The organism is Aquimarina sp. KJ22-3 (assembly GCF_055808215.1).
Window position 1 is genome coordinate 3510131 of the sequence record NZ_CM147859.1, and the last position, 25365, is coordinate 3535495.

The following is a 25365-nucleotide window of genomic DNA, read 5'->3' on the forward strand; positions in this document are numbered from 1 at the left end:
TCAAAATGACGGGGTTTTGTATATATTTCTGCTGTTCTTTATTACCAGATACTAACTCTTTTCTCTGGCGCAAGATACATTTGATCTCCTTCTTTAATCTCAAATGCATCGTAAAATGCCTGTACATTTAATAAAGGTTGGATCGCTCTTACATCTCCTGGAGAATGTGGATCTGTTTTAATCTGCGTTCTTAATGCATCTTCACGTATCTTAGTTCTCCATACTGTTGTCCACGACATGAAGAAACGTTGTTCTGCAGTAAATCCATCTATTGGCTCTGGCTTTCCATTTTCTGCAAAATGCAACTGAAGTCCATCATATGCTCCCAGAACTCCACCTAGATCACCTATGTTTTCTCCTAAAGTGAATTTTCCGTTGATGAATACACTATCTAATACTTCAATATTATCATATTGTTCTGCAAGTGCATTTCCTCTTTCGGTAAAAGCTTTTAAATCTTCATCAGACCACCAGTTCTTAAGATTTCCTTCTGCATCAAAACGAGCTCCAGAATCATCAAAAGCGTGAGAAATTTCATGACCAATTACTGCTCCAATACCACCGTAGTTCACAGCTTCGTCGGCAGTATAATTATAGAATGGAGGTTGAAGAATTGCTGCAGGGAATACAATTTCGTTAAATAATGGGTTGAAATATGCATTTACCGTTTGTGGAGACATTCCCCACTCTGTTTTATCAACTGGCTCTCCGATCTCTTCCATGCTCTTTTTGAAATTCCAGTTGTTTACGGCGATCATATTATCAAAATTCGAATTTCCTTCTTTGATATCTAATTTTGAATAGTCTTCCCACTCATCAGGGTATCCAATCTTAACCGTAAATTTATCTAGTTTCTCGATAGCTTTCAATTTGGTGCTATCGCTCATCCAGTCTAATTTTTCAATTCTCTTCTGGTATGCTTTGATTACGTTTGCAATCATTTTTTCAGCTTTAGCTTTTGCTTCTGGCGGAAATTTAGCATCTACATAAAGCTGTCCTATTGCTTCTCCAACAGAACCATTTACTCTAGCCAAGGCACGTTCGTTAAGTGGTCTTTGCTTCAAAGCTCCTCTCAGGGTTTTACTGTAGAAATCCCAATTTGCCTTTTCCAATTCTGTAGAAAGCGCTCCTGCAGCACTGTTAAGAGTAGACCATCTCATTACTGTTTTTAGGTCTTCAATATCAGTTCCGGTAAGCACTTCTTGCAATGCTGTCATATACTTAGGCTGTAATACCATAACGGTATCTAACTGTTTAGTAACCCCTAGATCCTTTATAAATTTGTTCCAATCTACGGCAGGAGTCATTTCGGTAAGTTGAGCAATACTTCTTGGGTTGTTAAAGTTTCTTGCGTCACGACTCTGTACCTTGTCCAATCTTGGTTCTGCCAACTTAGTTTCAATAGCTAGTACAGTTTCTGCAGCTTTACGAGCATCTTCCTCAGAATCCCCTAAATATTGCAACATACGTGTGATATGATCTACGTATTGTCCTCTTATTTCTTTGGACTTATCGTCCTGATCCAAATAGTAATCACGGTCTGGCAACCCTAACCCACCTGTAGCTACATAAGGTGCATTGATCTCACTATTATTTAAATCAGGAAAAGAAGTAAATCCTACATAAGGAGAAGAAGCTGCTGGTTCACTTGTTAGCACATCAATCAGCTCTGCTACATTCTTGATTGCATCAATTTTTGCTAAAACAGGCTTTAACGGTTCTACACCCGCTTTATCTCTAGCTACTGTATCCATTATGGCTTCAAAAATCAGGATCGCTTTGTTTTGATCTGTTCCGGCTGCATATTTTCCACTTTCTTTAGCTTCTTTAATGATACCTAAAACATCATCATCTGTCTTTTTACGAAGTACACCAAAACCTCCCCAACGAGTTCTGTCTTCAGGGATTTCGGTATTTTTCATCCAGTTTCCGTTTACATAGTTGTAGAAATCATCTTTGGGGTTTACGGCGGTATCCATATTTTCAAGTACGATACCTGGGATTTTTTCTACTTTGGCAACTTCTTCTTCTTGCTTTGCATCATTTTTACAACTCGCAAAAGCAAGGGCAAGAGCTACCAAAACATAAACATTTTTCATTTTTACACTCATTCTATTAGTAAATTAAGATTAGTTATCTAAAATATGACGTAACAATTGCGAATTCGTTACGTTTTTACGGCGCGTAATTTATACAAAATGCCATACCGTACACGGAATCACTCAAAGTTTTAACGAAAAAATAAGATTTGACTCATGTTGTCTTGGTTCTCATAACCAGTATTTTAAAAAAAATGTGCAAAAAAAATGCACTTTTTTACATTTTTCCAGAAAAAGTCTTCCAACGCACTTTAGCACTTATAAATCAACCAAATAAGGTTTAAACATTAAAAAAAAGTTAAAAAAAATAAAAAAATTACACCTTCGAGAACCCTAGTAGCAATGCGGTTTTCCCGTAGTCACATCTCAAGCACCTTTAAAAAACTCAATTTTAATATGCCCAAAAGTATGTTTTTAACACAAAATGTTGTATATTGTCGTTGATTTTGTGTTTTACAACGAAAAAAAATCATTATTTGTAAGTTTTTACTTACTTAAAAAAGTGGTTTAACCCTAAAACAAAACTTTATGAAAACACTTTTACCCCTAATTGCCTTGTTCTTAACAAGCGTTGTATTCGCGAATACAAAAATTGACATCTCCTACAAGTTGATGTCTGTTACAGAAAACACTGTAATTGATGGTTTGGATGAAAACACTGACGAAGGTGTAATTTTCATCACAGAGAGTCTACATATTGAAGATGGAGCACGAATTAAAATTAGAAATGCTTGTTTGATAATTCTTGGAGACCTAACCGGTAATGGAGTTATTGATGTAGACAGTTCTGCTACAGTTACCCTCGAAGGAAACGAAGAAGGAAGAATAACTTTTATCAACAGATTTTTGGCTGACAATACTTGTCAACAAAGTACAGATCAAAAAACGTTCAGACACATTATAGAGGTACCTCAGGGTTTGAAATATTCTCTATATACTTTGGATGGAAGACTTCTTGATAAGGGTCAGGTAGATGATTACATTCACTACTTGGTAGATCCTAAAACTTATTTAATCAAAGTGGAGGGATACAAACTTAAAAAATACGTTTTCAAAGGATAACACAATCATTAAAAGTAAGGTAATACAAGTCCGTGGTAATGCGTTACCACGGATTTTTCTTGTTCTTTCCTCTCGCTCAAAAGGTTCTCAAAATGAGACAAACGATCAGGTTTCAAAAAAAAACTTATATTTAGCCCATAATCCTCTATTGATACCCCCTGACACCTGTATTACTTTTAGAGTCATTAAAGTAAAGAACTAAACCAAAAAGTTGTACTATGCAAACCTCTTGGTTGAAAACTGAAACCACTAAATATACATTATACGGGATATTCTTTGGATGTCTATTCCCGGTACTAGCCACTTGTCTTGATATTGTGAAATTAGGCTTAGAATTTTCTTGGGAATCTGCAGTCTTTGTTCAAAAAAATTACCCAATTCATTACATCATTGATACTGCTCCCTTTTTCCTCGGTTTGTTTGCCATGTTTGGAGGGAGAAATCTTGATAGACTAAAAGAAAAGAATAATCAAATTTTAAAAGCTTCAAAATTCAAACAGGATTTTCTAGCCAATATGAGTCATGAAATCAGAACTCCTATGGTTGGCGTTGTTGGAATGATCGATCTTCTATTTAAAAACACCCAATTGGATAATTTGCAAAAGGAATACGTAAATACCATACACCAATCTTCTTTAAATCTACTTGAAATTCTTAACCAAATTTTAGATTTATCCAAAATAGAAGAAGGTAAACTTAAATTACTTCCAAAGGATATCGACCTACAACAACTTATCCAACAAAACTCTGATCTGTTTCTTGCCACATCCAGAGCAAAAGGGATTCAAATCGTTCAGGATTATTCTGAAAAGTTACCACAACACATTATTGCCGACGGTAACCGATTGACTCAAATTATATCTAACCTAATAGGCAATGCTATTAAATTTACCGACGAAGGCACTATCCAAATAGTTTCCTCTTTACACGCAAAAAAGGGAAAAGAAATTCATGTTAAGATAGAGGTCATTGACTCTGGTATTGGAATTAGTAAAAAAGATCAGGAAGCTTTGTTTAATCGATTTAGTCAATTTCATGATGAGGCTATTTTGGCAGGTGAAGGAAGCGGTCTTGGTCTTACTATTAGCAAAAAATTGGTGAGCCTTATGGATGGCAAGTTAGGCGTAAAAAGTGAGCTCGGCAAAGGAAGTAATTTTTGGTTCACTTTCAAAACCAAAATTTCTGATGTTGACCCCGAGAAGCTTAACAAGACCTCCATAAATAACGAGGATCAAAAATATGATCTTCATGTATTATTAGTAGAAGATTCTGAAACCAGTATTTTGGTCTCCAACCAGATATTGAAGTATTTAGGGTGTACCGCAGATGTTGCCAAAAGTGGAAAAAAGGCAGTAGAAATGTTTGAAGAGGATGAATACGACTTAATTCTGATGGATATCAACCTACCCGATTTGGATGGGGTACAAACTTGCGAGCAGCTTCGAAAAAATTACAAAAAAGTCCCTCCGATCATTGCACTTACCTCCAATGCACTTCCTGGTGATGCCGAGCGGTTTATAGCAAAAGGGTTGGATGATTATATTACCAAGCCTTTTACCACCGAAATTCTGAATATCAAGCTAAAAAACTGGTTTGGCAATCACCATAACATCCATTAATCCCAGTAATAGCATTCCTTTTAAGGTATTTTTTAACTATTTTATAAAACTTTAGGTCCTCAAAAATGCGTATCTTGGAGAGTCATCTCAATCATGATCGAGTATGTAGAACCTAAAAACTGGAGCTATGAACAAAAAAAGTATGCTTATACGTAAAAATTACCTGACCTTTTCCTTGTTTATATTTTTGATTATTGGATATTCAACAAATATACAAGCCTATCAAGTTGATCAAGCAAATTACAATGAGTACGAAGGATTGGTTGTTGACAAAAATACCAACAAACCCATTTCTTCTGCAACGATATCTTTGCAAGGCACCAACATTTCGACAATTACCAATGACGAAGGAGATTTTCTTTTAAAAGTACCTAAAGACAAAGCTGATGGTAAAATCACCATTTCTCATTTGGGATATAATGACCAAAGTGTTCAATTATCAGCCTTTAATGGTCAATTGCTAACCATCGAATTGGACCCAACCATTACCGAGTTATCTGAAGTTAACATTGATCCCAGAGATCCAGAGGCTTTGATACGGGCCGTGATGAAAAAGAAAGGCACCAATTACCTAAGTGACAACACCATAATGACTGCCTTTTATCGGGAAACCATCAAAAAAGAAGAACTTATGTCTCTCTTTCTGAAGCTGTTGTAGATGTGTACAAAAACCCTTATAAATCTGCCAGAACAGATGCTATAAAATTGTATAAAGCGAGAAAAAGTGCAGACTATAAGAAACTGGATACACTTACTGTAAAACTGCAAGGAGGCCCAACCAGTACATTGTATATCGATGTCATGAAGAATCCTGAAATTCTTTTTACAGATAATATGATCGAAACTTATGAGTTTAGTTTCGACAAATCGACCAAGATTAATGACAAATATATTTATGTCCTAAAATTCAAGCAACGACCTCACATTGTGGAGCCGCTTTATCGTGGAAAATTATATATCGATGCCGAGACTCTAGCGATGACCAAAGCTGTTTTCAGTCTTAATATGGATAATAAAGAAGAAGTACGTAGAATGTTTGTACGAAAGAAGCCAAGAAATGCTAGGGTACAACCTACAGAGGCTTCGTATAACATAGACTATCGAGAAAAAGATGGAAAGTGGTACTATGGATACGGTCGAATTGATCTTGCTATCAAAATCAACTGGAAAAAGAAACTGTTTAACTCAGTTTATAAATTGAATGTTGAGATGGCCATTACAGACTGGAAGAAGAACAACAATAATGAAACTATACGAGTGAAAGATCGATTAAAATCATCAGTGGTAATTAATGATGAGGCTTCTGGATTTTCTGACCCAAGGTTTTGGGGAGAATACAATGTAATAGAACCCGAAAAATCAATAGAATCGGCGATCAAGAAAATTCAGAAACAACTTAGAAAACTAAACTAATACATCTTTTTATAGAATAATGAAAAAGAATGCACGATGTGCATTCTTTTTTTATGCGATAATTTATAATATTCATTTACTGATGAACGTTGTAATTTTGCTACTTTTACTTTAGGGAAAACAAAGGTATTGCAACAATATTTATTTAGAATTAGTCATTAGTACGAGAATACATTTTCGATTTCAGAATTTAATGATGCCAAAGACATGGTTTATTGTATTTTTTTGGATCTCTGCGCATACCTTATTTGCTCAGAAACAACTGGACCCTGCTCATGTAAAAGAAGATCTCAATATCTTTGAAAGAATTTTGAAAAAAGGACACCCTAGCCTTTATGATTACGTTTCTGAAGATTCTTTACAAGTTGTGTTTGAGGATACTAAGGAGCATCTTGGGGACTCGATTACAGATATTGACTTGTTCAAGAACATGTTGGGGATAACCGATAGAATTAAAGATGGACACCTCTTTCTTTTCCCTCCTAATACATTGAAGAGTGACCAATACTACTTCCCCTTAATTCTTAAAATTATAAACACCGAGTTCTATATCGATACTGATGATTTTGATATTCCGGTTGGATCAAAAATCATTGCAATAAACAATCAAAACATCACCAGAATTCTCGAAGATTTTAAAAAGTACCCTGCTACAGATGGATTTAATCTCACCAAAAAATACAGAGATATCGAATTAAAATTTGGGTTGTATTATATCTATGAATATGGAATTACCCGAAAATTTGAAATTGAATATATCGAACCCAATGGGGCTCATCATACAAAAACGGTAGATGCAGAGTCTTTTGTAAAAGTAAAATTAAGGAATACTAAACGTCAATCGTATTTTGCCAACTACCATAATAGAGAAAACGGGTTTGACTTTTTTGATCAATACATTGGCAGCAAAGCTCCTTTTGTGTATTACAAAGATGACCTACAATTGGCTGTATTGGTAGTTAATTCCTTTGGAAGAGAAATTCAAAAATTCAAATCAGATCTTACTGCAATATTTAAAGAAATCAACAAGAAAAAAATTAAACATTTAGTGATCGATATCCGTCAAAATGAAGGAGGTTTCAGGCCGAATGCGATTCATCTATTTTCTTTTATTACGGATAAGCCTTTCAAACAAATTACTAGTGAATATGTTACTTCGATCACTATTCCAGAGAAGGAATACGTAAGTAGAAGGTTTTTGGATGAAAAGCCGTTTCTAACCTACAAATTCAAAAATCATCCTATTTATGACGGCTGGAAAATTGATTTTGACGATTTAGAAACCATTATGGTTCCTAGCGAAAATCGCTTTAAAGGAAAAGTATATGTAACCACCAGCGGGAGCACCTTTTCTAGTGCAGCCGCATTTGCGCTAAATGCAAAAAACGACCCAGATATTACCGTAATAGGAGAAGAAATGGGAGGTGGTTACTATTCACATAACGGAGAATTTCCGGTATACTATGAGCTTCCTAATTCTAAAATCAGTTTTATGCTCTTTATGGAAAAAATCGATAATTATGTAATCGATAAAACCGTTCCTAAAGGTTCTGGCACACCACCGGATAAATATGTCGGTGTTACTTTGGAAGACCTTATAGAAGGCAAAGATCGTATTTTGGACTATATCTGTCGCTTGGTAAGAGGATATTGAAAAGGATGATTTACCCAATATAGGTATTTACACTGGTTACCAATTCACAAGACGAATGTAACATTTGCTTAAAGCGTAAGGCTAGATGTTCATCGTCAAATTTCATAGCTTCACTAATACTGCTAGATAGTACTAATTCTCCGATTAAATATTCTACAAAATAATTTTGATCCTCGGTCAAAAGCACATATTCTGTCATATGAGATCATTTTTTCATTGCTAAAATAAAGTATTACCGATTTGATTTTTGGTAAATGAAGAATACTTTTACACAGAAGTATTAACAATTCGTATATCAAAACACCTATCTGATCATTACATAACGTAATCTAGTTGTCCTTTATGAAAAAAAATCCTTTTGTATATAGATTCCTCCTATTACTTGCTGTGAGTTTAAGTCTTATTTCCTGCTCAAAGCAGAAACCTTTTATCTTGCCTGATAATGCATCGCAAGCGCTTTCTGGAGAAACTCAAAAGACCTGGAAACTTGCCTGGCGCTATAACGATGGGATACGAATGAATATGACTGGTTGTTTTTTAACCTATCGCATTACTTACCAATCCAACAAAACCTTTGAAGATAACAATGGCAAACAAGAAAATTGTGGTCCAACTTTGAGTGGACAGTGGGAATTCATTCAAAACAAAGAAGGGATTTCGTATATCAAACAAACGAGTGAGCAGTTTCCTGAACTCCTAAAGATTGATAAAAACTACAAATACTTTAAGATTTTACAATTAGAAGAGGATACGTTAAAAATTCAATTTAGACATAAACAGTTTTCTACCACTAGTACTTTTGTAGATACTTTTGTTCCCGAAAATATCACTGTAAAAAACAGAGATTTTCATTGGTAATAAAAAAAGGTCATAGTGTTCACTATGACCTAAAACTTAAAAACTAATTATGCAATTTAATATTTATTGTGGTTGATATAATGTAAAACTGCATGCCTTTCAGAAACCGGTATAACTAATGTTTGTTAGCTATAACTTACTTCTATTTTTCGTAATAACCCTATTTCGATATATTCTGATATCTTATCGGCTTTACCAATTTTGTCTGTTTCGATAGGTATCCAACCATCGATTTTAATCATATCATTTGGGTTACTGCTAAAAAACATCTCATATTCATAATTTGAGGTAGTAGTCCCGACAAAAGGTAAATTGGGGTTATTTTTTATTTTATCGACCATTCGTTTCTGCACAATTTCTATTTTGGAAGATAAATCCAATGTTTCAGTATCTCTATGAACTTCTACATCTAAAAACTCTGCGATTGATGCCATAATAACTTCTTCTAAATTCATAAGCATAAAATTTGGTTACTAATTTGTATTTGATTACTATGTTTTTTATTGAAACCATACTTTATTCAAAAAAAACACGTCTTATAAATTTTAGGGGTTGTTATTAAAAAATTAAACTTTTATTAGTTATACCCCCATTATTTACATAGCAAATTTATATATTTAAAGGTTATTTATAAAAAATACCCTAAAAAATATAGGGTGTGAATCAAATTATTACATTTTGAAAAAAATAAATAGCCTAAATTATGCATTTACTAATTTGCAAATGCAGAAATTTCATTTTTTTCAAACAAATAGCGATTAAAAATTGGAGATAGAAACAATTAGAAAAGCAAAAACTATTCTTTTTCCCAAAAACAAACAACAGCACCCACCCTTAGGCATTTATCGCCAGTATCATGCTTTTAAAATACGTTATCGGGGATTCGCAAACCGAACAACAATACTCATCAGGCAAATCATCAAACGCTACTCCCGCGTCGATTTCCTGAACCACATCTCCCACAGATGGATCATAAATCGTATGGCAATTACTACATTGATATACTTCTATTTCTAACACCTCTTTATTAGCATCAGAACTTGAAGATTGTTCTGAAGAAGGAACTCCCAGGTTTCGGAAATAAGTTTTTGTAAGTTCTAACAACAATCCAGGCAAGTCCATTTGGTCAATACCCTGGGCATATGCAATATATTTCCTGGTATTTGGATCAAAGTTTTTGGCATGCAATACATTATAGGTAGGCCTCACTACAAAGTCTGTCAAATTTTGCGATGTTTTATTTTCTTCTATCATAATGGAAGTAAAATAATGACTTTGATTTCTATCAGCAGTAATGCCAAAAGTTAACCCATAAGTACTAATGTCATTTTGATCAAAATTCATAACTAAAAACTTCTTAAGATCAAAGGCCTTTGTATTATCCACAGGTAAATGCCAATTTAACTCCAAAGCAGAGTGACGAACATTGATCCCAAATTGCCCCAATAATTTTTCTAAGGTCAGCTTACTTTCTCGCGGTATTCCTTTTATTATAAAGGATTTCCAGGGAGTAAGACATATTTTACCAATCTTATGTTCTACACAGAACTCACAAAGCGCCTTTAGAAATTTAAGATCGTATTGATTATTCCTCCAATACAAGCCTAACCAATATTGACTGATCCCCATTTTATTCATTCCTTCATAATACGGAAAGGGACTAAATTGTACTTGTAAAGGTTTCTCTATGATTCTATTATTGGTATTTACAGTACTATTAAGCTGTTGAAAAAGAGCGTCTACTTCACCCACCTCTTCATAAACACGTTCTATTTCTTTTGCAATCTTAGCAATATCCCAGGTATAAATAAGTGCAGGATAGTATACTTCTTCCCACCCTGGAAGCTTCAAAAACAAATACCAATAATCCTCGTGTTCTGAGGCTATAAAATTCAAATCCCCTGTAAATAAAGGAACCATTTGTTGTTTTGGATCAACAATATTGATCTTTAATCCTGGAGTATACCTGAATTCCTCAAGGATATACAGATAAGTAGTCCCTCTTAACCAAACTGTGGCATTCAGCACATCCATTGACACGTATGAAGAACTGATATTCTGTTGCTTCTCTGACGCAAAAAAAGCAGCATCAAAAGAAGCATGGGCACTGATTAAATTTCCTTGCTTATCTTTTAATGGGAAAATAATATCCTGTCTTGACCCAAAATGAAACATATCCAAACCCAGCTCTTCTGCATATTCTATAATATGTTGCAACTCTACTGGTGACAATACACCACCTTTTACATCAATTCTATGTAATAACACCTTTTCTCCCATAATTATGCATTTTGCAACATACCATTCAACACCTGTTTTACTTCGGGCTTACAGCTTCCACATCCTAACCCAGCTCCTGTTTGATTACAAAGATCCGCAAAACTAGAGCATCCAGAAGCTATAACTTGCTCCAGATTACCTTCTCCCACCTGACTACAAGAACAAATCAACTTACCGATTACAGGCTCTCCAGAATGCGCAGAACGAAGCAGTTCTTCTCTCTTTTCAGAGAGTTCTATTTTTTCTTCAATCAAACGCTTAAAATCTGCAAACTCGTTTTTATCTCCCATCAAAATGGCACCAAGAAGTCGATCATCTTTTACAATACACTTTTTGTAAAACCGCTTTCTAACATCCATAAAAACTACCTCTTCATATTGAGGATCATTTTTTGGCATATCGATATTACCGATACTACATAAATCAAGGTCCTCAAACTTCAGAATATTCATAAACACGGAACCTTTGTAAATAGCAGCATAATCTCCCAACAAATATTTGGCGACAATATCTGCCTGTTGCTCAGCGGCAGCAGTTATACCATACAGATTACCTTCAAATTCTGCGATTTCTCCAATCGCAAAAATGCTTGGATCGCTAGATTGTAAATACTGATTTACCAGAATACCACGTCTGCAATCTACACCTATCTTTTTGGCCAAATCAATATTAGGGATAGTCCCAATTGAATACACTACTGCATTGCAATTAAATGATTTTCCAGATTTTAAGTTGACCTGCAAATCTCCTTTTTCGAGATTAAACACGGTATCAACTTCATTATCAAAATGAATTTGGATCCCTTTTTCTATGACATCTTCAGCCAATAACCTACTCGCTACAATGTCTAATTGACGCTCCATCAAACGGTTTCCTCGTTGCACAATGGTAATCTTAATGTCTTTTTTCCGAAGAGCAGCAGCTAATTCTAATCCCAAAAGCCCTCCTCCTACTATGGTAACATGCTGTTGATTTTCTGGTAAGCCAGTTTCGTCCAAATAATTCTTCAATTGATCAGCATCTCCTCTATTTCTCATCGTAAACCTACCTGGAAGATGAATCGGCACTTCTTTGGGAACAAACGCTCTGCTTCCTGTAGCCATCAACACCACATCATAAGTATGTTTTTCTCCATTACCATCTACAATATATTTCTCCTCCCGATTAATTTCTTCGATAGGATTACCCGTAAGTAAGGTTACATTCAAAGACTCCATACTTCCTTCTCTCATTTTCTGAAGTTGTTCCCATTTCAACTCCTCACTCACATACTCTGGCAACAACACTCTATTATAAAAAGGATAAGGCTCTTTTGAAAACACCACGATTTCATCTTCCTTATTATGCTCTCTATAGGTTTGTATAAAGCGGTATGCAGCTGTACCAGCTCCTATAACACATATTTTTTGTCTTGGTTTGATATATTTAGAAACCTGCACAGCCGAAAATTTGAAATCAGGCTCTTTGGATATTGGATCTACAATACTTGTAGTAAGATTATTCGCCCTACCAAAGTCATTCCCTAGTACTTTTCCCCAATGCATCGGAAGAAAAACAACACCTCTATTGATACTATCACTGACTTTTATTTTTACCTGCACCTTCCCTCTTTTACTTTCTACAACGGCAACATCCCCATCTTTAAGCTCACGTAAAAAAGCATCTACCTGATTCATTTCCAGGTAAGGATCAGGAATATGTGTAAGTAATCTATTTACTTTACCCGTCTTGGTTCTGGTATGCCACTGATCCCTTACACGACCAGTAGTTAAAATTAAAGGGTGCTTTTCGGTAAGCAACTCTGATGTAGGTTTTGTAAATCGAGGCACCACAAACTTGGCATTCCCCGTATCGGTGTAGAATTTTTTATCCAAAAACAAACGTGATGTTCCTGGATGGTTATTTGTAGGCACCGGCCACTGAAAACTCCCTTCTCCCTTCAAACGACTATAACTCAATCCAGAAATATCAATATTGGTCCCTTTGGTTAGCGCACAATGTTCTTTATACACCTCTTCAACGGAGTTGTAATCAAATCCATGATACCCCATCTTTCGTGCAAAGTTCCAAAGAATTTCGGCATCAGCTAGTGCATCTCCCGGGGGATCAATTACCTTATTTAAATACGTAATTCTTCGCTCACTATTGGTCATTGTACCTTCTTTTTCTGCCCAACCTGCAGCTGGTAAGAGAAGATCCGCATATTCTGTTGTTTCTGATCGATAGGATATATCTTGTACAATCACAAACTTTGCATTTTTTAAAGCCTTTTCTACTTTATTCGCATTAGGCAAACTCACCAATGGATTGGTACAAATTATCCAAACTGCTTTTAATTTACCACTTTCCAAAGCATCAAACATTTCGGTAGCGGTTAATCCAGGTTTAGGAGATATTTCTTTTCCTCCCCAAAAATTTGCCACCTCGGTTCTATGCGTTTCATTAGCCAAATCTTTGTGAGCTGCTAATAGATTAGCCATACCTCCTACTTCTCTTCCTCCCATTGCATTGGGCTGACCTGTAAGGGAAAAAGGACCTGAGCCTGGTTTCCCGATATGCCCGGTTAACAAGGACAGATTAAGCAGCGCGTTGTTCTTATTCACCCCTATAGAACTTTGATTCAGTCCCATCGCCCAAAGTGTAATAAATCCTTTTGCATTACTAATAAGAGATGCCGCTTTTTTGATATCTACTACTGAAATTCCACAGATTTTGGCTGCCTCACTTAGACTAGTATCCTGAAGTGACACCTTGAGCGCTTCAAAATTATCAGTATGGTTAGCTATAAAGCTTTTATCAATCTTCCTTTTATCGATCAATCGTTTTGCAATAGCATTATACAATACCACGTCGGTCCCAGGAAGAATCTGCAAATGAAGATCAGCAATATCACAAGATTGGGTTCTTCTCGGATCAACAACAATAATTTTGGTATCCGGATTTTTTTCTTTGTGCGCTTCGATTCTCCTGAACAGAATAGGATGACACCATGCTGGATTTGCTCCAGCAATCATAAAACAATCCGCAAGCTCAATATCCTGATATGAAATTGGCACACTATCTTCTCCTAATGCCTGTTTGTAACCAACTACGGCAGAACTCATGCATAATCTCGAATTCGTATCTACATTGTTAGTTCCTATAAAACCCTTTGCCAATTTGTTTACCAGATAATATTCTTCGGTAAGACACTGTCCAGACACATAAAAACCAACACTATCCGGACCGTATTTATCGATCATCGTTCTGAACACAGCAGCAGCTCTATCCATTGCCTGGTCCCAAGACACTTTTTGACGTTCATGTCCTTTACTCCATCTCATCTCAGGATATAAAATTCGATCACTTTTATCCTGAACCACATGATGCAAATTCATCCCTTTGGTACACAACATACCACGATTAACGGGATGATCTTTATCTCCCTCAACTGTTATTACTCCCTTAGGATCTTTTTTTGCAATGATACCACAACCCACCCCACAATAAGAACAGGTTGTTTTGTAAGTTTTATACGCCATATAAGTCTCTTAAACTAATAGATCACCACAAAACTAAGTATTATTACTTAAAAAAAATCAACTTTCAGCAAACAACCACCCTGAATTAAAATAGAATTATCAAATTGGTAAAAGTTTGATAAAATAAAATAAATACCTAAAAAAATAAGCTTCTTTATTAATTAAAAATCAAACAGTTTTCTAACTATTGATTAAACAAAACTTGGAAGCTTCACACATTTACAATTTCATAACTCCATGAAAAATTCTCAAAAAACACCTCTAATTTTTTACACTTCCGTAAAAATAAAAAAATAAGCACTAATACTTACTTTTACAAAGGCCTCAAAATCAAAATATCAATATTAGACAATATTTAATAAAAAAGTTAAAAATCAAACAAAAATAACAATTTAAACGCATTTTTACCTAATTCACATACCATAAAACACATTTTATTAAAAATATCATATTTGCTTCAATTGTTTTCTTTCTATACTTTTAATCAACAATTAAGTATTTATACTTATAAAATTAAAACACATAATAGTCATGAAGAAAGAAACCATTGAATTAGTACAAAGCTCATTTAGTAAAGTTGCCCCTATTGCAGACACCGCTGCAGAAATTTTCTACAACCGTCTTTTCGAACTTGATCCAGCACTGAAAGATTTATTCCCTTCTGACAATAAAGAAGCCATGAAGGGACAAGGAAATAAATTGATGACCATGCTCGCCTCTGCAGTTGCAGGTTTAAAAGCATTGGACAAACTAGTCCCGATTCTTGAAGGCTTAGGAAAAAGACATGTAGAATATAAGGTTGAACCTTCTCATTACGATACAGTAGGCACAGCATTATTAGACACATTAGAGATTGGCCTAAAAGAAAACTTCACTCCGGAAGTAAAACAAGCTTGGGTTGATGTTTATACAACAATGGCTACCGTAATGAAAAGTGCAGCCTATGACACTGTTTCATAAAACAGCTTGCTCATCATTTGAAAAATAGCTAACTACAAAAACAATCACACAATGAATCTTCTAAAAAAAACAAGTCTTCTATCAAAGTTAACTCTATTTTTATCAATAGTATTGACATCCTGTGGGGGTGTTCCTGAAGAGCCTTCATCCTCCTTAACATCCAATAAAATATTTAAGGTAGAGGAAGTACTCACTATGATTGCCGAAGAAAACGATGTCACCCGAACCTTATACACTAAAGGTATAGTAGGAGCAGGTAAAAAACAAGGTTTGAAATTTGACGAGGATTGGCAGGACGAAGATGTAGAGGCTGGACCTTTACCGGCGTTATTTTTACGAGGAATTTCTTCCGACATCAGAAAAAGTCCTGTCCCACTTGGATTATATTTGGGTTCTGATTTTCCTATTAACGCATCGAACAAATTTCAGGGAAAACAGGCTTCTTTATTTGAGAAAATTAAAAAGGATCAACAACCACAACATTTCTACGAAGAAGATCAAAAACTATACACTTCGATGTTTGCAGATTTGGCGGTTGCTGCTCCCTGCGTAAATTGTCATAACGATCATAAAAACACCACCAAAACAGATTGGAAACTAGGTGATGTAATGGGGGCTACCACCTGGCAATACCCTTCTGATTCGCTTTCGTTAAAAGAAACTATTGCCGTAGTCAAAGCATATAGAAATGGAACAAAAGCAATCTACAACGCTTATCTGGCTGAAATTTCAAAATTCAAGGTAGATAGCACAAAACCGGAAATTGGTACGAAATGGCCATCAGAAGGTTTTTACCTACCCACAGCAGAAGTTTTTATAGACAGTGTTAGAAAGTTAACCTCTTACAAAACTCTTGAGCTTTTGTTATCAGAAAAAGATGTCAAAATAGCAGCTAACTTAAATTAAGTAAACGAATGACAAATAGGACGCAAAGTCTTCTTTATACAGGTATCCTACTTTTCATTCTGTACATCTTACAATATGCATTAGATCTAAAATGGGAGTGGCTTTACACAGTACAACTAAGCGAAAGTTATAAAAGATGGTCGGGACTATTGATCACAATTCTAATTGCTTTCCAATGGGTATTGACTGTAGTGAGAGTTTCGAAAAAACTAAGAATTCATTCTTTAAAATACACCCAATTACACAAATGGATTGGCGTAATTTCCCCCATCTTTTTCTATCTACATGCTTTAGAATTTGGATATGGATATCTCGCTCTTCTATCGTATATCTTTTTTACTAATATGATTTTAGGAACCATAAACTTAGATGTGATCAAAAGCCAAAAAAACTGGATTTTCCAATCCTGGATGATTACCCATGTTGCTCTATCAATAGTGATCACATTCATTACGATGTTTCACATTGGTATGGTGTTTTACTATGAATAAAATTTGAATATTATGATGTTAACTGTCAAAGAGATTATTCCAGAAACCGAAGACGCTGTAAGCGTAGTACTTAAAAATCATAGTTTTTTTAACAAGATCAAATACAAAGCAGGTCAGTTTCTAACGGTAAAAATCCCCATAAAAGACAAAATTGAAAAAAGAGCATACTCCTTCAGCAGTAGTCCGGTAACCGATAAGTTTTTAAAAATAACGGTAAAAAAGGTTAGAGAAGGATTGGTTTCTAATTACATATGTAATTCCTTGAAAGCTGGTCAAAAAATCGAAATTGAAAAACCTGCTGGTAGCTTTTATGTAGAGCCAGACAAAAGTGCTTCGCATAAATACATTCTATTTGCTGCAGGAAGTGGAATCACCCCTATTTTTTCTATCATTAAAACCGTCCTAGAAAAAGAACCTTTATCTTCAATCTTATTGATCTATGCCAATAGAGATGAACGATCGATTATTTTCAAAAAGCATCTGGAAGATTTAAGTCAACTATACCCAAACAATTTTGCTGTAGAACATGTTCTTGAAAAAAATGAAATAGAAATCCATAATTATCATCAAGACTTACTTAATGAAGAACTCACCAAAGAGCTGCTAGCAAAGCATGAATTAAGTTTTCCTGAAGGAAAGTATATGATGTGCGGACCACAAGGATTTATGGATCAAGCAAAAAAAATATTAGGTAATAATGGTATTTCTCGGGATAAGATTAAACTGGAAGCGTTTAGATTTGATTTTGTCACTTCAAGTAATGTCAAAGATTTGGTAAGCAATGTCACTTTGTACTTTGACAACAAAAAACACAGTCTTGAGGTGCCCGGAGATAAAACCATACTTCAAGCGGCATTGTCCAATAACATCCTACTCCCTTACTCCTGCCGGTCGGGAATGTGCAGCAGTTGCAAAGCAAAATGTGTAACTGGGGACATCAAAATGATTGATGGACATCTTTTATCCGAAGAAGAAGTAGCAGAAGGCCAAGTACTCACTTGCATTAGCTTTCCCAGATCACAGAATGTTGGAATAAGTTTTATGAACGATTAATTTCTATGTTTTCAAAAAACCCTTTACGAAAAAGACAATATATCGGTTCATTAATCGGAATTAGCATCGGAATGGTAATCTACATCATACTTCCTTTAAAACAATCTGAAACCTTTTTAAGCCTAGGCCCTCTTAATACAGGTCACGAAGGCTTATCCTGTGAAACTTGTCATACTGATGCCAAAGGAAATTTATGGCAACAATTTCAATCAAACATCGCCTACACCTTTGGTATACGAAACTCTCAAGCAGATTTCGGAACAGAAAATGTGGATAACAAAAAATGTCTAGAATGTCATGATCGCCCCAACGATAGGCACCCTACTCATCGTTTTTTAGAACCTAGATTCAAAGAAGCCATTTCAAACATTAACGCTACCCAATGCGAGACTTGCCATAGAGAACACAATGACACCCGAGTAGTGTTACAAAATGCTAATTTTTGCATGAACTGTCACTATGATCTGGAGGTAAAAAATGACCCTATAGACGTCCCTCATGATGTATTAGTTGCCCAAAAACAATGGAGTACTTGTCTTCAATGTCATGACTTTCATGGTAACCACGTATATCAGGTTGCTATCAAAATGAAGGACACTATTCCCCTCGAAAAAATCCGAAATTATTTGCAAGGAGGCATTGATCCATTTTCTGATAAAAAGACCCACCAGCCTTTATCTGAAGAACAGTGGTTAGCATTAAAGAAGAAATATATAGATATCAAGTAACAACATTTTTGTATGAAAAAAGAAAAATCACTTCGCTATCTGCTCATAGGCACACTCTCACTCACGATTGGTTGCAACAATACTCCTTCTTGCCCAATCCCTGATCAAATAACTTACACCTCACAAATCGCATCTCTAATAGAAACCCAGTGTTATCTATGTCATGCAGAAGATGTCTATAAAGAGAAGGCATCAAGAGTTAAAATTTTCTCTTACGAAAGCTTAAAGGCAATGGGAACAAGCGGACAGTTGGTAGGTTCTATCGCTCACCAAGAGGGATACATTGCAATGCCCTACCGAAAGGGAGTAAAAATCGATAGCTGCGATATCGAATTGATCAAAAAATGGGTCGCAACAGGAATGAAGAAATAGATACAATGAATGTTGCAAAGCGATTCCTTAACCTATTGTTTTCAAATAAAGTAACTGGCGTTTTATTACTTGTTTTAGCCATAGCTATGGCAGTAGCCACGTTTATAGAAAATGACTACAACACAGAAACAGCCAAGGCTTTAATCTATAATGCAAAATGGTTTGAAATTTTGATTTTATTACTAGGAGCCAATTTTGTTGGAAATATTTACAAATACAACCTCTTGAGCTGGCAAAAAGCACCTATTTTTTTATTTCACTTTGCGTTTATCATTATCATACTTGGAGCAGGTGTAACCAGGTATAGAGGATATGAAGCCTTGATAAACATCAGAGAAGGCGAAACCAATGACGAGATGATTTCTGTAGACAATTATCTACAGGTCCAGGCGAGTGATGGAATCACTACCAAAAATTTTATCAGTAATCCCTTACTGATGAGCGAGCTTGGCACCAATAAATTGAATGAAAATATAGACATTGGCAATTCACAAATCAAGATACAATTAAAGAAGTTCATTCCAAGAGCAAAGTACGTGCTAGAAAATGTACAATCGGGAAAGATACATCTACATCTCGTCATCTCAAAAGACCAAGAAAGAAAGGATTTCTATGTGACTCAGGGAACTCGGGAAACGATCCATGGTATCCCTATTTCTTTCGACTCCGAAAACACATTGGCAGATGATATTGTAATCAAAAAAGAAAGCAACCAATGGCATATTAAATACCCAAAAACAACTGATTATTTTGACATGATCGCAAACAAATCAGGCACGTATCCTATCGATAGTTTGATTCCTTTACAATTTAAGGTACTAAATAATAGCAACGGAACTTCTTTTGTATTCAATGAAATCGTTGAGAACACAGAGAAAAAACTAATTTCTACTGAACGGAATAGCGATAAAAAAAATGAAGAGTCTGCAGTTGTTTTGGAGCTTTCTTCAGAAAACAAAACAAAAGAAATCACACTTATTGGAGGTCCAGGTTACGTAAATTCACCATTAAGCACCTATATTAATGGGATTCACTTACGCCTCAGATATGGATCAAAAATAATTAAGCTTCCGTTTTCGCTTTATCTTTCAGATTTTACTCTGGAGCGATATCCTGGATCAGATAGCCCCTCTGCTTTTTATAGCAACCTGGAGATCAAAGACAACACCTCTTCTTTTGAGTATACCATCTTTATGAATAATGTGCTCAATCATAAAGGGTATCGGTTTTTTCAATCTGCATATACTCCAGACGAATTAGGAACTATTCTGTCGGTAAATCACGATTACTGGGGAACCTTGATTACTTATATCGGATACGCAATGCTAGGTGCCGGAATGCTATGTTCTCTATTATGGAAAAGCACTCACTTTGGCACTATACTCACCACCATAAAACAGAAAAATTGAGAGCATTAGTTTTTACATATATTTTCTTATCATTTTTGATCTCTAGTACTGTTGGAGTGGCACAACAACTGCATAGTTTAACCCCTCTGGAATTAATAGAGAGACAACACATAGATCCAGATCACGCAAAATTGTTCTCAACCCTTCAAGTTCAAGATTTTCAGGGCAGAATTAAGCCTATCCACACATTAGCATTAGAACTTTTGAGAAAAACACATGGAAAAAGCAGTTTTAGCTATAGCAACGATAACAATGAAAAACAAAAACTATCTCCTGTTCAAGTGTTTTTGGGGATGCAGTTTAAACCAGACTCCTGGCAGCTTCTCGAATACATTAAAATCAACAAAAAAGTCATACACACCTTAGAAAAAGAACTAAAAATAAATCAAAACGGATATACTTCTCCTTCTCAATTTTTTGACTTTTCCGGAAATTACAAAATAAAGTCATTTGTTGATCATGCGTACAGCAAAGCTCCCGGAAAGAGAACTACATTTGATAAAGAAATCATCAAAATCGACGAACGCATCAACATTTCTCTAGGGATTTTTGGCGGTCATTTCCTGAGGATTTTCCCCAAAAACAATGACCCTGACAACAGATGGTACTCTCCCGCTAATAAAGAGGTACTTTTTGAACAAGAAGATGCTATTCTTTTTCTCAATTTTTCAAAAAAATATTTTAATCAACTTCAAGAAAGTATCGAACAACAAAATTGGTTCGATGCCAATGAAACGATTCAGTTAGTGAAGGGGTTTCAGCAACAAAAGGCAAAAAGTCATTTGATCTCCATTTCAAAAGTAAATTGGGAAATCTGGTATAATGATCATCCACTTTTCCTTTTTTGTCTTATTGGTTACTCCCTTTTAGGTGTAATACTTTTGGTATTTGCCTTCGTTGACATTTTCATTCAAGAAAAAACCAAACACTTGCAATGGATCAATAACACTTTATTAATATTCCTATTTATACTATTTTGCTACCAAGGCTTCGGGTTAATTTTGAGGTGGTATATTTCTGGTCATGCTCCTTGGACCAATGGTTACGAAGCTTCAATTTTTATATCATGGATTACACTTCTTGCAGGTTTGTTTTTTTCTAAAGCAGATCTATTTACAGCAGCGGTATCTTGTATTATAGCAACTTGTTTACTAGGTATCGCACATGGAAGCCTAATGAATCCTGAAATCACCAACCTTGTGCCCGTTCTAAAATCCTATTGGCTGCTTATTCATGTAGCAGTAATTACAGGAAGCTATGGTTTTTTGGGATTAAGTTCGTTACTTTCATTTATAACGCTGACACTACTTTCATTGGCTTCTATTCCCTCAATACGAAAGGATGCCATAAATGCTTCAATCCAAAGACTTACAGACATCAATCAAATTACCTCTACCATTGGTCTTTTTATGTTAACCATCGGAACTTTTTTGGGTGGTATCTGGGCAAACGAATCCTGGGGCAGGTATTGGGGATGGGATCCTAAGGAAACCTGGGCCTTAATAAGCATTATCATTTATTCTTTTGTGTTACACATCAGAATTATATTTCCAAAAAACTATATCTACATCTATAATGTTTGTTCGCTATTTTCAATAGCATCTATACTAATGACATTTTTTGGGGTAAATTATTACCTATCTGGCCTGCATTCGTATGCCAAAGGAGATGCCTTTCCTATACCCAATTGGATTTTTGTGATATTAATAGTATTCGTTACCATATCCCTACTCCCTTATCTTATCAAAAGACACAAAAAACCGGTTACAATAAAATTGTAACCGGCAACACAAGAAACACTTAAAGCTACTTTGTTCTTTAAGGTTTCAACACTAAATTTTGAAATATTTTTATGTTATCAGGTAAAAAATAGTATCGTTATTATTGTCTATTTAATGCTATCTAGGGTAGATTTGATATTTAGGTGCAAGAGACTATTTATATCCAAAAATATAAATGTGTACGGCTCTAAATACAAATATTCCCCCAATTCTATTCTAAATATACCAATAATACTTAAATAGTATAAGAAAGGGGGAAAATTTTAGTAAAAAAATAAGTAAAGAAATTTATTAGCTGATCAATGCTAGTGTTCCAAAAAGTTAATCAAATGCTCGCGATACTTATAGTAATCTGGATGATCCAAAACATCTTTTCGTAAGCGAGGTCTTTCAAAATCAATTTCAAGAATATCTCCCACCTTGGCTCTTGGCCCACTGGTCATCATAATTACCCGATCTGCCAAAAATATAGATTCATCAACATCATGAGTAATCATAATAGCTGTAATCTTTTCCTGATTCCACACTTCTATAAGCACATCTTGTAGCTCTCCTCTTGTTAAAGAATCTAGCATACCAAAAGGTTCATCCAGTAACAATACTTTGGGTTTGATAGCAAATGCTCGAGCGATTCCGACACGTTGTTGCATTCCCTGAGATAATTCCTTTGCCTTTTTGTGCATGGCATCCTCAAGTCCCACCTTTGCCAGATAATATTTAACAATATCATCCCGATCTTTTTTGGTCCCGTGGGCAAAAACTTGTTTTACTCCTAGCATTACATTTTCGTATGCAGTCATCCATGGCAAAAGGCTTGGTGACTGAAAGATCACTCCTCGGTCAGGACCAGGACCACGAACAGTTTGGTTATTAACTACTATAGTACCTCTAGAAATTGGATTTAAACCAGCGATCATGGTAAGCAACGTAGATTTTCCACAACCAGAATGACCTATGATGGAAATGAACTCCTCATGTTTAATTTTAAGATCCAGATCATCCAATACCACATAGTCTCCTTTTGGAGTTGGATAAATCTTTGTAAGCTTTGATATATCCAACATATATTTGTCTTCAAACAGCCCATTATCTGTTCGTCTTATGCTATTTTTCTCTAGTGTTTCCATGCTACATTCTTTTGTTTAGCTAAAACTAATTTTACTAAAAGGCTTAAATCTAATTTTTGGACTGATATCTGGTAATGTGTAAGTATTCTCTTTTTTCGAAGCTCTTTGCTCTCCTATTTGGATCAGATACTCCATGATACCATTTCGAAGTTTTTTATATTCTTCATTGTGATTTAAAGCGGTCTTATCTCTAGGACGTTCCAGATTGATTTTGTATTCTGGACCTAAGGTTGCTTTTGGACCAGGTTTTAACGGAATGATACGATCCGCCATCAAAATACCTTCGTCTACATCGTTGGTGATAAGTAGCGCGGTTTTTTTATCCTGATTCCAAATTTTTAGAATTTCCTGTTGTAGATTCCCTCTTGTTAAAGCATCCAAAGCACTTAGCGGCTCATCCATAAGAATCACATCCGGGCTCATTGATAAAGCTCTAGTTACCGAAACTCGTTGCCGCATTCCTCCTGATAGCTCCTTTGGAAGCTTATTGATCGCAGGAGAAAGATTTACCATCTCTACATAATCCTCTACCCTTTTGGAGCGATCTTTTTTGGTCATCTTCTTAAACGCTTCTTTTACCGCCATCCCAACATTATTCCTCACATTTAACCAAGGAAGTAACGAATAATTCTGAAAGATTACTCCACGTTCGTGGCTAGGACCTGTAACTGGTTCTCCTTTGAATAACACTTGCCCTTCGTCTGGCATCATTAATCCTGAAATCAAATTGATTAAAGTTGTCTTTCCACTTCCGGTAAACCCAACAATGGCTACAAACTCTCCTTCTTCTATTTCAAGATTGATATTAGACAGGACTTCTGTTCTATCTTTACCTGTACCAAATGATTTGGATACATTTCTTAATTCTATATACGCCATAACAATAAGATTATGCGGTTTCTTCTGTAAATGTCACAAACTTCTGAATCGTCAACATTAGGCGATCCAACAAGAATCCAATGATCCCGATAACAAACATAGCTACGATAATCTTTGAATTAGAGTCATTGGCTCCATTCTGAAACTCTTCCCAAACGAAAGATCCTAATCCAGGACTCTGTGCTAATAACTCGATTGCGATAAGTACCATCCAAGCTACAGAAAGCGTGATACGTAGTCCTGTAAAAATCAACGGAAAAGATGATGGTAGTATGATTTTAAAAACTTTTTGCCCAACACTTAACTGTAACACTTTGGCTACATTGATATAGTCTTTATCTACAGATGACACTCCCATACTTGTATTGACCAGAGTTGCCCACATAGAACACAAGCCTACACTTATAAATGAAATAATGAAAGAACTATCAGAATCCGAATTCTTTGTCAGTGTTTTAACGATCATAAAGACCAACAACAACCATACTACAGGAGATACTGGTTTAAAAATCTGTATCAGCCAGTTTACTGAGGATCGCAATGTAGCACTTAATCCTAACATGATACCAATAGGTACTGCTATCAAAAACGCTAACAAGAAACCAGCAAACACGGTTTTTAAACTGGTAAAAATCTGATCCACAAAAGAAGGTCTACCCGTATATTTGATCGGTGCCAATCCCTGAGCTTTTCTCTTAGCATTGGTGGCCGCAACTTTTTCAGAAAAAGCATCTTTTTTCTCTGAAATCACTCTATGATCTACCAATAAAGACTTATAGGCAGTCCAAACTTGGGCAGGAGACGGTAATGTATTTGGTTGACAACTGATATCACCAGAATCTATACAAGTTTCCATTTCCAAAGCAGCTGCTTCTCCTCTATCTGCCAAAGCTTTCTCGATTCGGGCATCTTTCTCAACATTATACAAATACGTTGCTCCAGAGTGCCAAAGAATAAGAAATAACCCAACAGACACTACAGGTAATAAAACCTTTTTAAGCAGTGCAATTATATTTTTCTTGACCTCTTCTCCAGCAGCCAAACGTATTGCAGGTTCAAAAAATCCTAGTCCTACAAAATTCAGTATATGAATCGATTTATCTTTCATCCGTCTTATTTTTAATGTTTTCTTCTGAAGGAAAATAAAAAGAGC

Annotated in this window: 22 protein-coding genes; 14 read left to right on the forward strand and 8 right to left on the reverse strand. The window is 35.4% G+C overall.

Going from position 1 to position 25365, the window contains the following annotated elements; genetic code table 11:
- Positions 1-41 precede the first annotated feature (41 nt).
- Entirely contained in the window at positions 42-2099 is a 2058-nt protein-coding gene (locus tag AC0L3Q_RS16120; protein WP_473280990.1) for a M13 family metallopeptidase, read from the reverse strand.
- 528 nt (positions 2100-2627) lie between these two features.
- On the opposite strand from AC0L3Q_RS16120, the gene AC0L3Q_RS16125 reads away from it, so the two are divergent.
- From AC0L3Q_RS16125 to AC0L3Q_RS16145, 5 genes are all read left to right on the forward strand, one after another.
- Positions 2628-3161, forward strand: a complete 534-nt coding sequence (locus AC0L3Q_RS16125; protein ID WP_473280992.1) for a hypothetical protein — start codon at positions 2628-2630, stop codon at positions 3159-3161.
- 218 nt (positions 3162-3379) lie between these two features.
- Positions 3380-4780, forward strand: coding sequence for an ATP-binding protein (locus AC0L3Q_RS16130; protein ID WP_473280994.1), 1401 nt, complete (start codon positions 3380-3382; stop codon positions 4778-4780).
- A 127-nt stretch (positions 4781-4907) separates the two neighbouring features.
- A complete protein-coding gene (locus AC0L3Q_RS16135) occupies positions 4908-5438 on the forward strand; it encodes a carboxypeptidase-like regulatory domain-containing protein (RefSeq protein ID WP_473280996.1) in 531 nt (176 codons plus the stop codon).
- 2 nt (positions 5439-5440) lie between these two features.
- A complete protein-coding gene (locus AC0L3Q_RS16140) occupies positions 5441-6193 on the forward strand; it encodes a hypothetical protein (RefSeq protein ID WP_473280997.1) in 753 nt (250 codons plus the stop codon).
- A 193-nt stretch (positions 6194-6386) separates the two neighbouring features.
- Positions 6387-7847: a S41 family peptidase gene (locus tag AC0L3Q_RS16145; protein ID WP_473280998.1), complete on the forward strand. Its 1461-nt coding sequence runs from the start codon at positions 6387-6389 to the stop codon at positions 7845-7847.
- A 10-nt stretch (positions 7848-7857) separates the two neighbouring features.
- Here the strand turns inward: AC0L3Q_RS16145 and AC0L3Q_RS16150 are convergent, their stop codons facing one another.
- Complete coding sequence (locus AC0L3Q_RS16150; RefSeq protein ID WP_473281000.1) at positions 7858-8046, reverse strand: hypothetical protein; 189 nt, start codon at positions 8044-8046, stop codon at positions 7858-7860.
- Between the two features lie 233 nt (positions 8047-8279).
- Here AC0L3Q_RS16150 and AC0L3Q_RS16155 point away from each other — a divergent pair, with 233 nt between their 5' ends.
- On the forward strand, positions 8280-8705 hold the full coding sequence (locus AC0L3Q_RS16155; RefSeq protein WP_473281001.1) for a lipocalin family protein: 426 nt from the start codon (positions 8280-8282) through the stop codon (positions 8703-8705).
- Positions 8706-8830: 125 nt separating this feature from the next.
- On the opposite strand, the gene AC0L3Q_RS16160 is transcribed toward AC0L3Q_RS16155, so the two are convergent.
- The 3 genes from AC0L3Q_RS16160 to AC0L3Q_RS16170 form a co-directional block, all read right to left on the reverse strand.
- Positions 8831-9160 carry a hypothetical protein gene (locus tag AC0L3Q_RS16160; RefSeq protein WP_473281003.1) on the reverse strand — a complete coding sequence of 110 codons (330 nt, stop codon included), beginning with the start codon at positions 9158-9160 and terminating at the stop codon, positions 8831-8833.
- Between the two features lie 379 nt (positions 9161-9539).
- Positions 9540-10985, reverse strand: a complete 1446-nt coding sequence (locus tag AC0L3Q_RS16165; protein ID WP_473281005.1) for a rubredoxin — start codon at positions 10983-10985, stop codon at positions 9540-9542.
- 2 nt (positions 10986-10987) lie between these two features.
- Positions 10988-14506: a molybdopterin-dependent oxidoreductase gene (locus AC0L3Q_RS16170; protein WP_473281007.1), complete on the reverse strand. Its 3519-nt coding sequence runs from the start codon at positions 14504-14506 to the stop codon at positions 10988-10990.
- 531 nt (positions 14507-15037) lie between these two features.
- On the opposite strand from AC0L3Q_RS16170, the gene AC0L3Q_RS16175 reads away from it, so the two are divergent.
- The 8 genes from AC0L3Q_RS16175 to AC0L3Q_RS16210 are packed head-to-tail and all read left to right on the forward strand — an operon-like array spanning position 15038 to position 22206.
- The gene (locus AC0L3Q_RS16175) at positions 15038-15466 is read left to right on the forward strand and encodes a globin family protein (RefSeq protein WP_473281008.1); all 429 of its coding nucleotides are present in this window, start codon (positions 15038-15040) and stop codon (positions 15464-15466) included.
- 51 nt (positions 15467-15517) lie between these two features.
- Positions 15518-16372: a c-type heme family protein gene (locus AC0L3Q_RS16180; protein WP_473281010.1), complete on the forward strand. Its 855-nt coding sequence runs from the start codon at positions 15518-15520 to the stop codon at positions 16370-16372.
- Positions 16373-16380: 8 nt separating this feature from the next.
- Positions 16381-16863, forward strand: a complete 483-nt coding sequence (locus tag AC0L3Q_RS16185; RefSeq protein WP_473281012.1) for a hypothetical protein — start codon at positions 16381-16383, stop codon at positions 16861-16863.
- A 12-nt stretch (positions 16864-16875) separates the two neighbouring features.
- Positions 16876-17916, forward strand: a complete 1041-nt coding sequence (locus AC0L3Q_RS16190) for a 2Fe-2S iron-sulfur cluster-binding protein (RefSeq protein WP_473281014.1) — start codon at positions 16876-16878, stop codon at positions 17914-17916.
- A 5-nt stretch (positions 17917-17921) separates the two neighbouring features.
- Positions 17922-18644, forward strand: a complete 723-nt coding sequence (locus AC0L3Q_RS16195) for a cytochrome c3 family protein (RefSeq protein WP_473281016.1) — start codon at positions 17922-17924, stop codon at positions 18642-18644.
- Between the two features lie 12 nt (positions 18645-18656).
- On the forward strand, positions 18657-19016 hold the full coding sequence (locus tag AC0L3Q_RS16200) for a hypothetical protein (protein ID WP_473281017.1): 360 nt from the start codon (positions 18657-18659) through the stop codon (positions 19014-19016).
- A 5-nt stretch (positions 19017-19021) separates the two neighbouring features.
- Positions 19022-20425, forward strand: a complete 1404-nt coding sequence (locus tag AC0L3Q_RS16205) for a cytochrome c biogenesis ResB family protein (protein ID WP_473281019.1) — start codon at positions 19022-19024, stop codon at positions 20423-20425.
- Positions 20422-22206: a cytochrome c biogenesis protein gene (locus tag AC0L3Q_RS16210; RefSeq protein ID WP_473281021.1), complete on the forward strand. Its 1785-nt coding sequence runs from the start codon at positions 20422-20424 to the stop codon at positions 22204-22206. The genes AC0L3Q_RS16205 and AC0L3Q_RS16210 overlap by 4 nt, the downstream gene beginning before the upstream one ends.
- Positions 22207-22511: 305 nt before the next feature.
- Here the strand turns inward: AC0L3Q_RS16210 and AC0L3Q_RS16215 are convergent, their stop codons facing one another.
- From AC0L3Q_RS16215 to AC0L3Q_RS16225, 3 genes are read right to left on the reverse strand one after another with little or no spacing between them, the layout of a single operon-like run.
- The gene (locus AC0L3Q_RS16215; protein ID WP_473281023.1) at positions 22512-23333 is read right to left on the reverse strand and encodes an ABC transporter ATP-binding protein; all 822 of its coding nucleotides are present in this window, start codon (positions 23331-23333) and stop codon (positions 22512-22514) included.
- A 15-nt stretch (positions 23334-23348) separates the two neighbouring features.
- Positions 23349-24212, reverse strand: coding sequence for an ABC transporter ATP-binding protein (locus AC0L3Q_RS16220; RefSeq protein ID WP_473281025.1), 864 nt, complete (start codon positions 24210-24212; stop codon positions 23349-23351).
- 10 nt (positions 24213-24222) lie between these two features.
- Entirely contained in the window at positions 24223-25320 is a 1098-nt protein-coding gene (locus AC0L3Q_RS16225) for an ABC transporter permease (protein WP_473281027.1), read from the reverse strand.
- Between the last annotated feature and the right edge of the window lie 45 nt (positions 25321-25365).

What these genes read in the sequence shown, in the direction of transcription:
- AC0L3Q_RS16135 (WP_473280996.1), top strand. Translation starts at nt 4,908, where the DNA reads ATGAACAAAAAAAGTATGCTTATACGTAAAAATTACCTGACCTTTTCC.
- AC0L3Q_RS16150 (WP_473281000.1), bottom strand. Translation starts at nt 8,046, where the DNA reads ATGACAGAATATGTGCTTTTGACCGAGGATCAAAATTATTTTGTAGAA.
- AC0L3Q_RS16185 (WP_473281012.1), top strand. Translation starts at nt 16,381, where the DNA reads ATGACAAATAGGACGCAAAGTCTTCTTTATACAGGTATCCTACTTTTC.
- AC0L3Q_RS16195 (WP_473281016.1), top strand. Translation starts at nt 17,922, where the DNA reads ATGTTTTCAAAAAACCCTTTACGAAAAAGACAATATATCGGTTCATTA.
- AC0L3Q_RS16125 (WP_473280992.1), top strand. Translation starts at nt 2,628, where the DNA reads ATGAAAACACTTTTACCCCTAATTGCCTTGTTCTTAACAAGCGTTGTA.
- AC0L3Q_RS16175 (WP_473281008.1), top strand. Translation starts at nt 15,038, where the DNA reads ATGAAGAAAGAAACCATTGAATTAGTACAAAGCTCATTTAGTAAAGTT.
- AC0L3Q_RS16165 (WP_473281005.1), bottom strand. Translation starts at nt 10,985, where the DNA reads ATGGGAGAAAAGGTGTTATTACATAGAATTGATGTAAAAGGTGGTGTA.
- AC0L3Q_RS16120 (WP_473280990.1), bottom strand. Translation starts at nt 2,099, where the DNA reads ATGAAAAATGTTTATGTTTTGGTAGCTCTTGCCCTTGCTTTTGCGAGT.
- AC0L3Q_RS16170 (WP_473281007.1), bottom strand. Translation starts at nt 14,506, where the DNA reads ATGGCGTATAAAACTTACAAAACAACCTGTTCTTATTGTGGGGTGGGT.
- AC0L3Q_RS16190 (WP_473281014.1), top strand. Translation starts at nt 16,876, where the DNA reads ATGATGTTAACTGTCAAAGAGATTATTCCAGAAACCGAAGACGCTGTA.
- AC0L3Q_RS16205 (WP_473281019.1), top strand. Translation starts at nt 19,022, where the DNA reads ATGAATGTTGCAAAGCGATTCCTTAACCTATTGTTTTCAAATAAAGTA.
- AC0L3Q_RS16145 (WP_473280998.1), top strand. Translation starts at nt 6,387, where the DNA reads ATGATGCCAAAGACATGGTTTATTGTATTTTTTTGGATCTCTGCGCAT.
- AC0L3Q_RS16130 (WP_473280994.1), top strand. Translation starts at nt 3,380, where the DNA reads ATGCAAACCTCTTGGTTGAAAACTGAAACCACTAAATATACATTATAC.
- AC0L3Q_RS16220 (WP_473281025.1), bottom strand. Translation starts at nt 24,212, where the DNA reads ATGGCGTATATAGAATTAAGAAATGTATCCAAATCATTTGGTACAGGT.
- AC0L3Q_RS16215 (WP_473281023.1), bottom strand. Translation starts at nt 23,333, where the DNA reads ATGGAAACACTAGAGAAAAATAGCATAAGACGAACAGATAATGGGCTG.
- AC0L3Q_RS16225 (WP_473281027.1), bottom strand. Translation starts at nt 25,320, where the DNA reads ATGAAAGATAAATCGATTCATATACTGAATTTTGTAGGACTAGGATTT.
- AC0L3Q_RS16200 (WP_473281017.1), top strand. Translation starts at nt 18,657, where the DNA reads ATGAAAAAAGAAAAATCACTTCGCTATCTGCTCATAGGCACACTCTCA.
- AC0L3Q_RS16180 (WP_473281010.1), top strand. Translation starts at nt 15,518, where the DNA reads ATGAATCTTCTAAAAAAAACAAGTCTTCTATCAAAGTTAACTCTATTT.
- AC0L3Q_RS16160 (WP_473281003.1), bottom strand. Translation starts at nt 9,160, where the DNA reads ATGAATTTAGAAGAAGTTATTATGGCATCAATCGCAGAGTTTTTAGAT.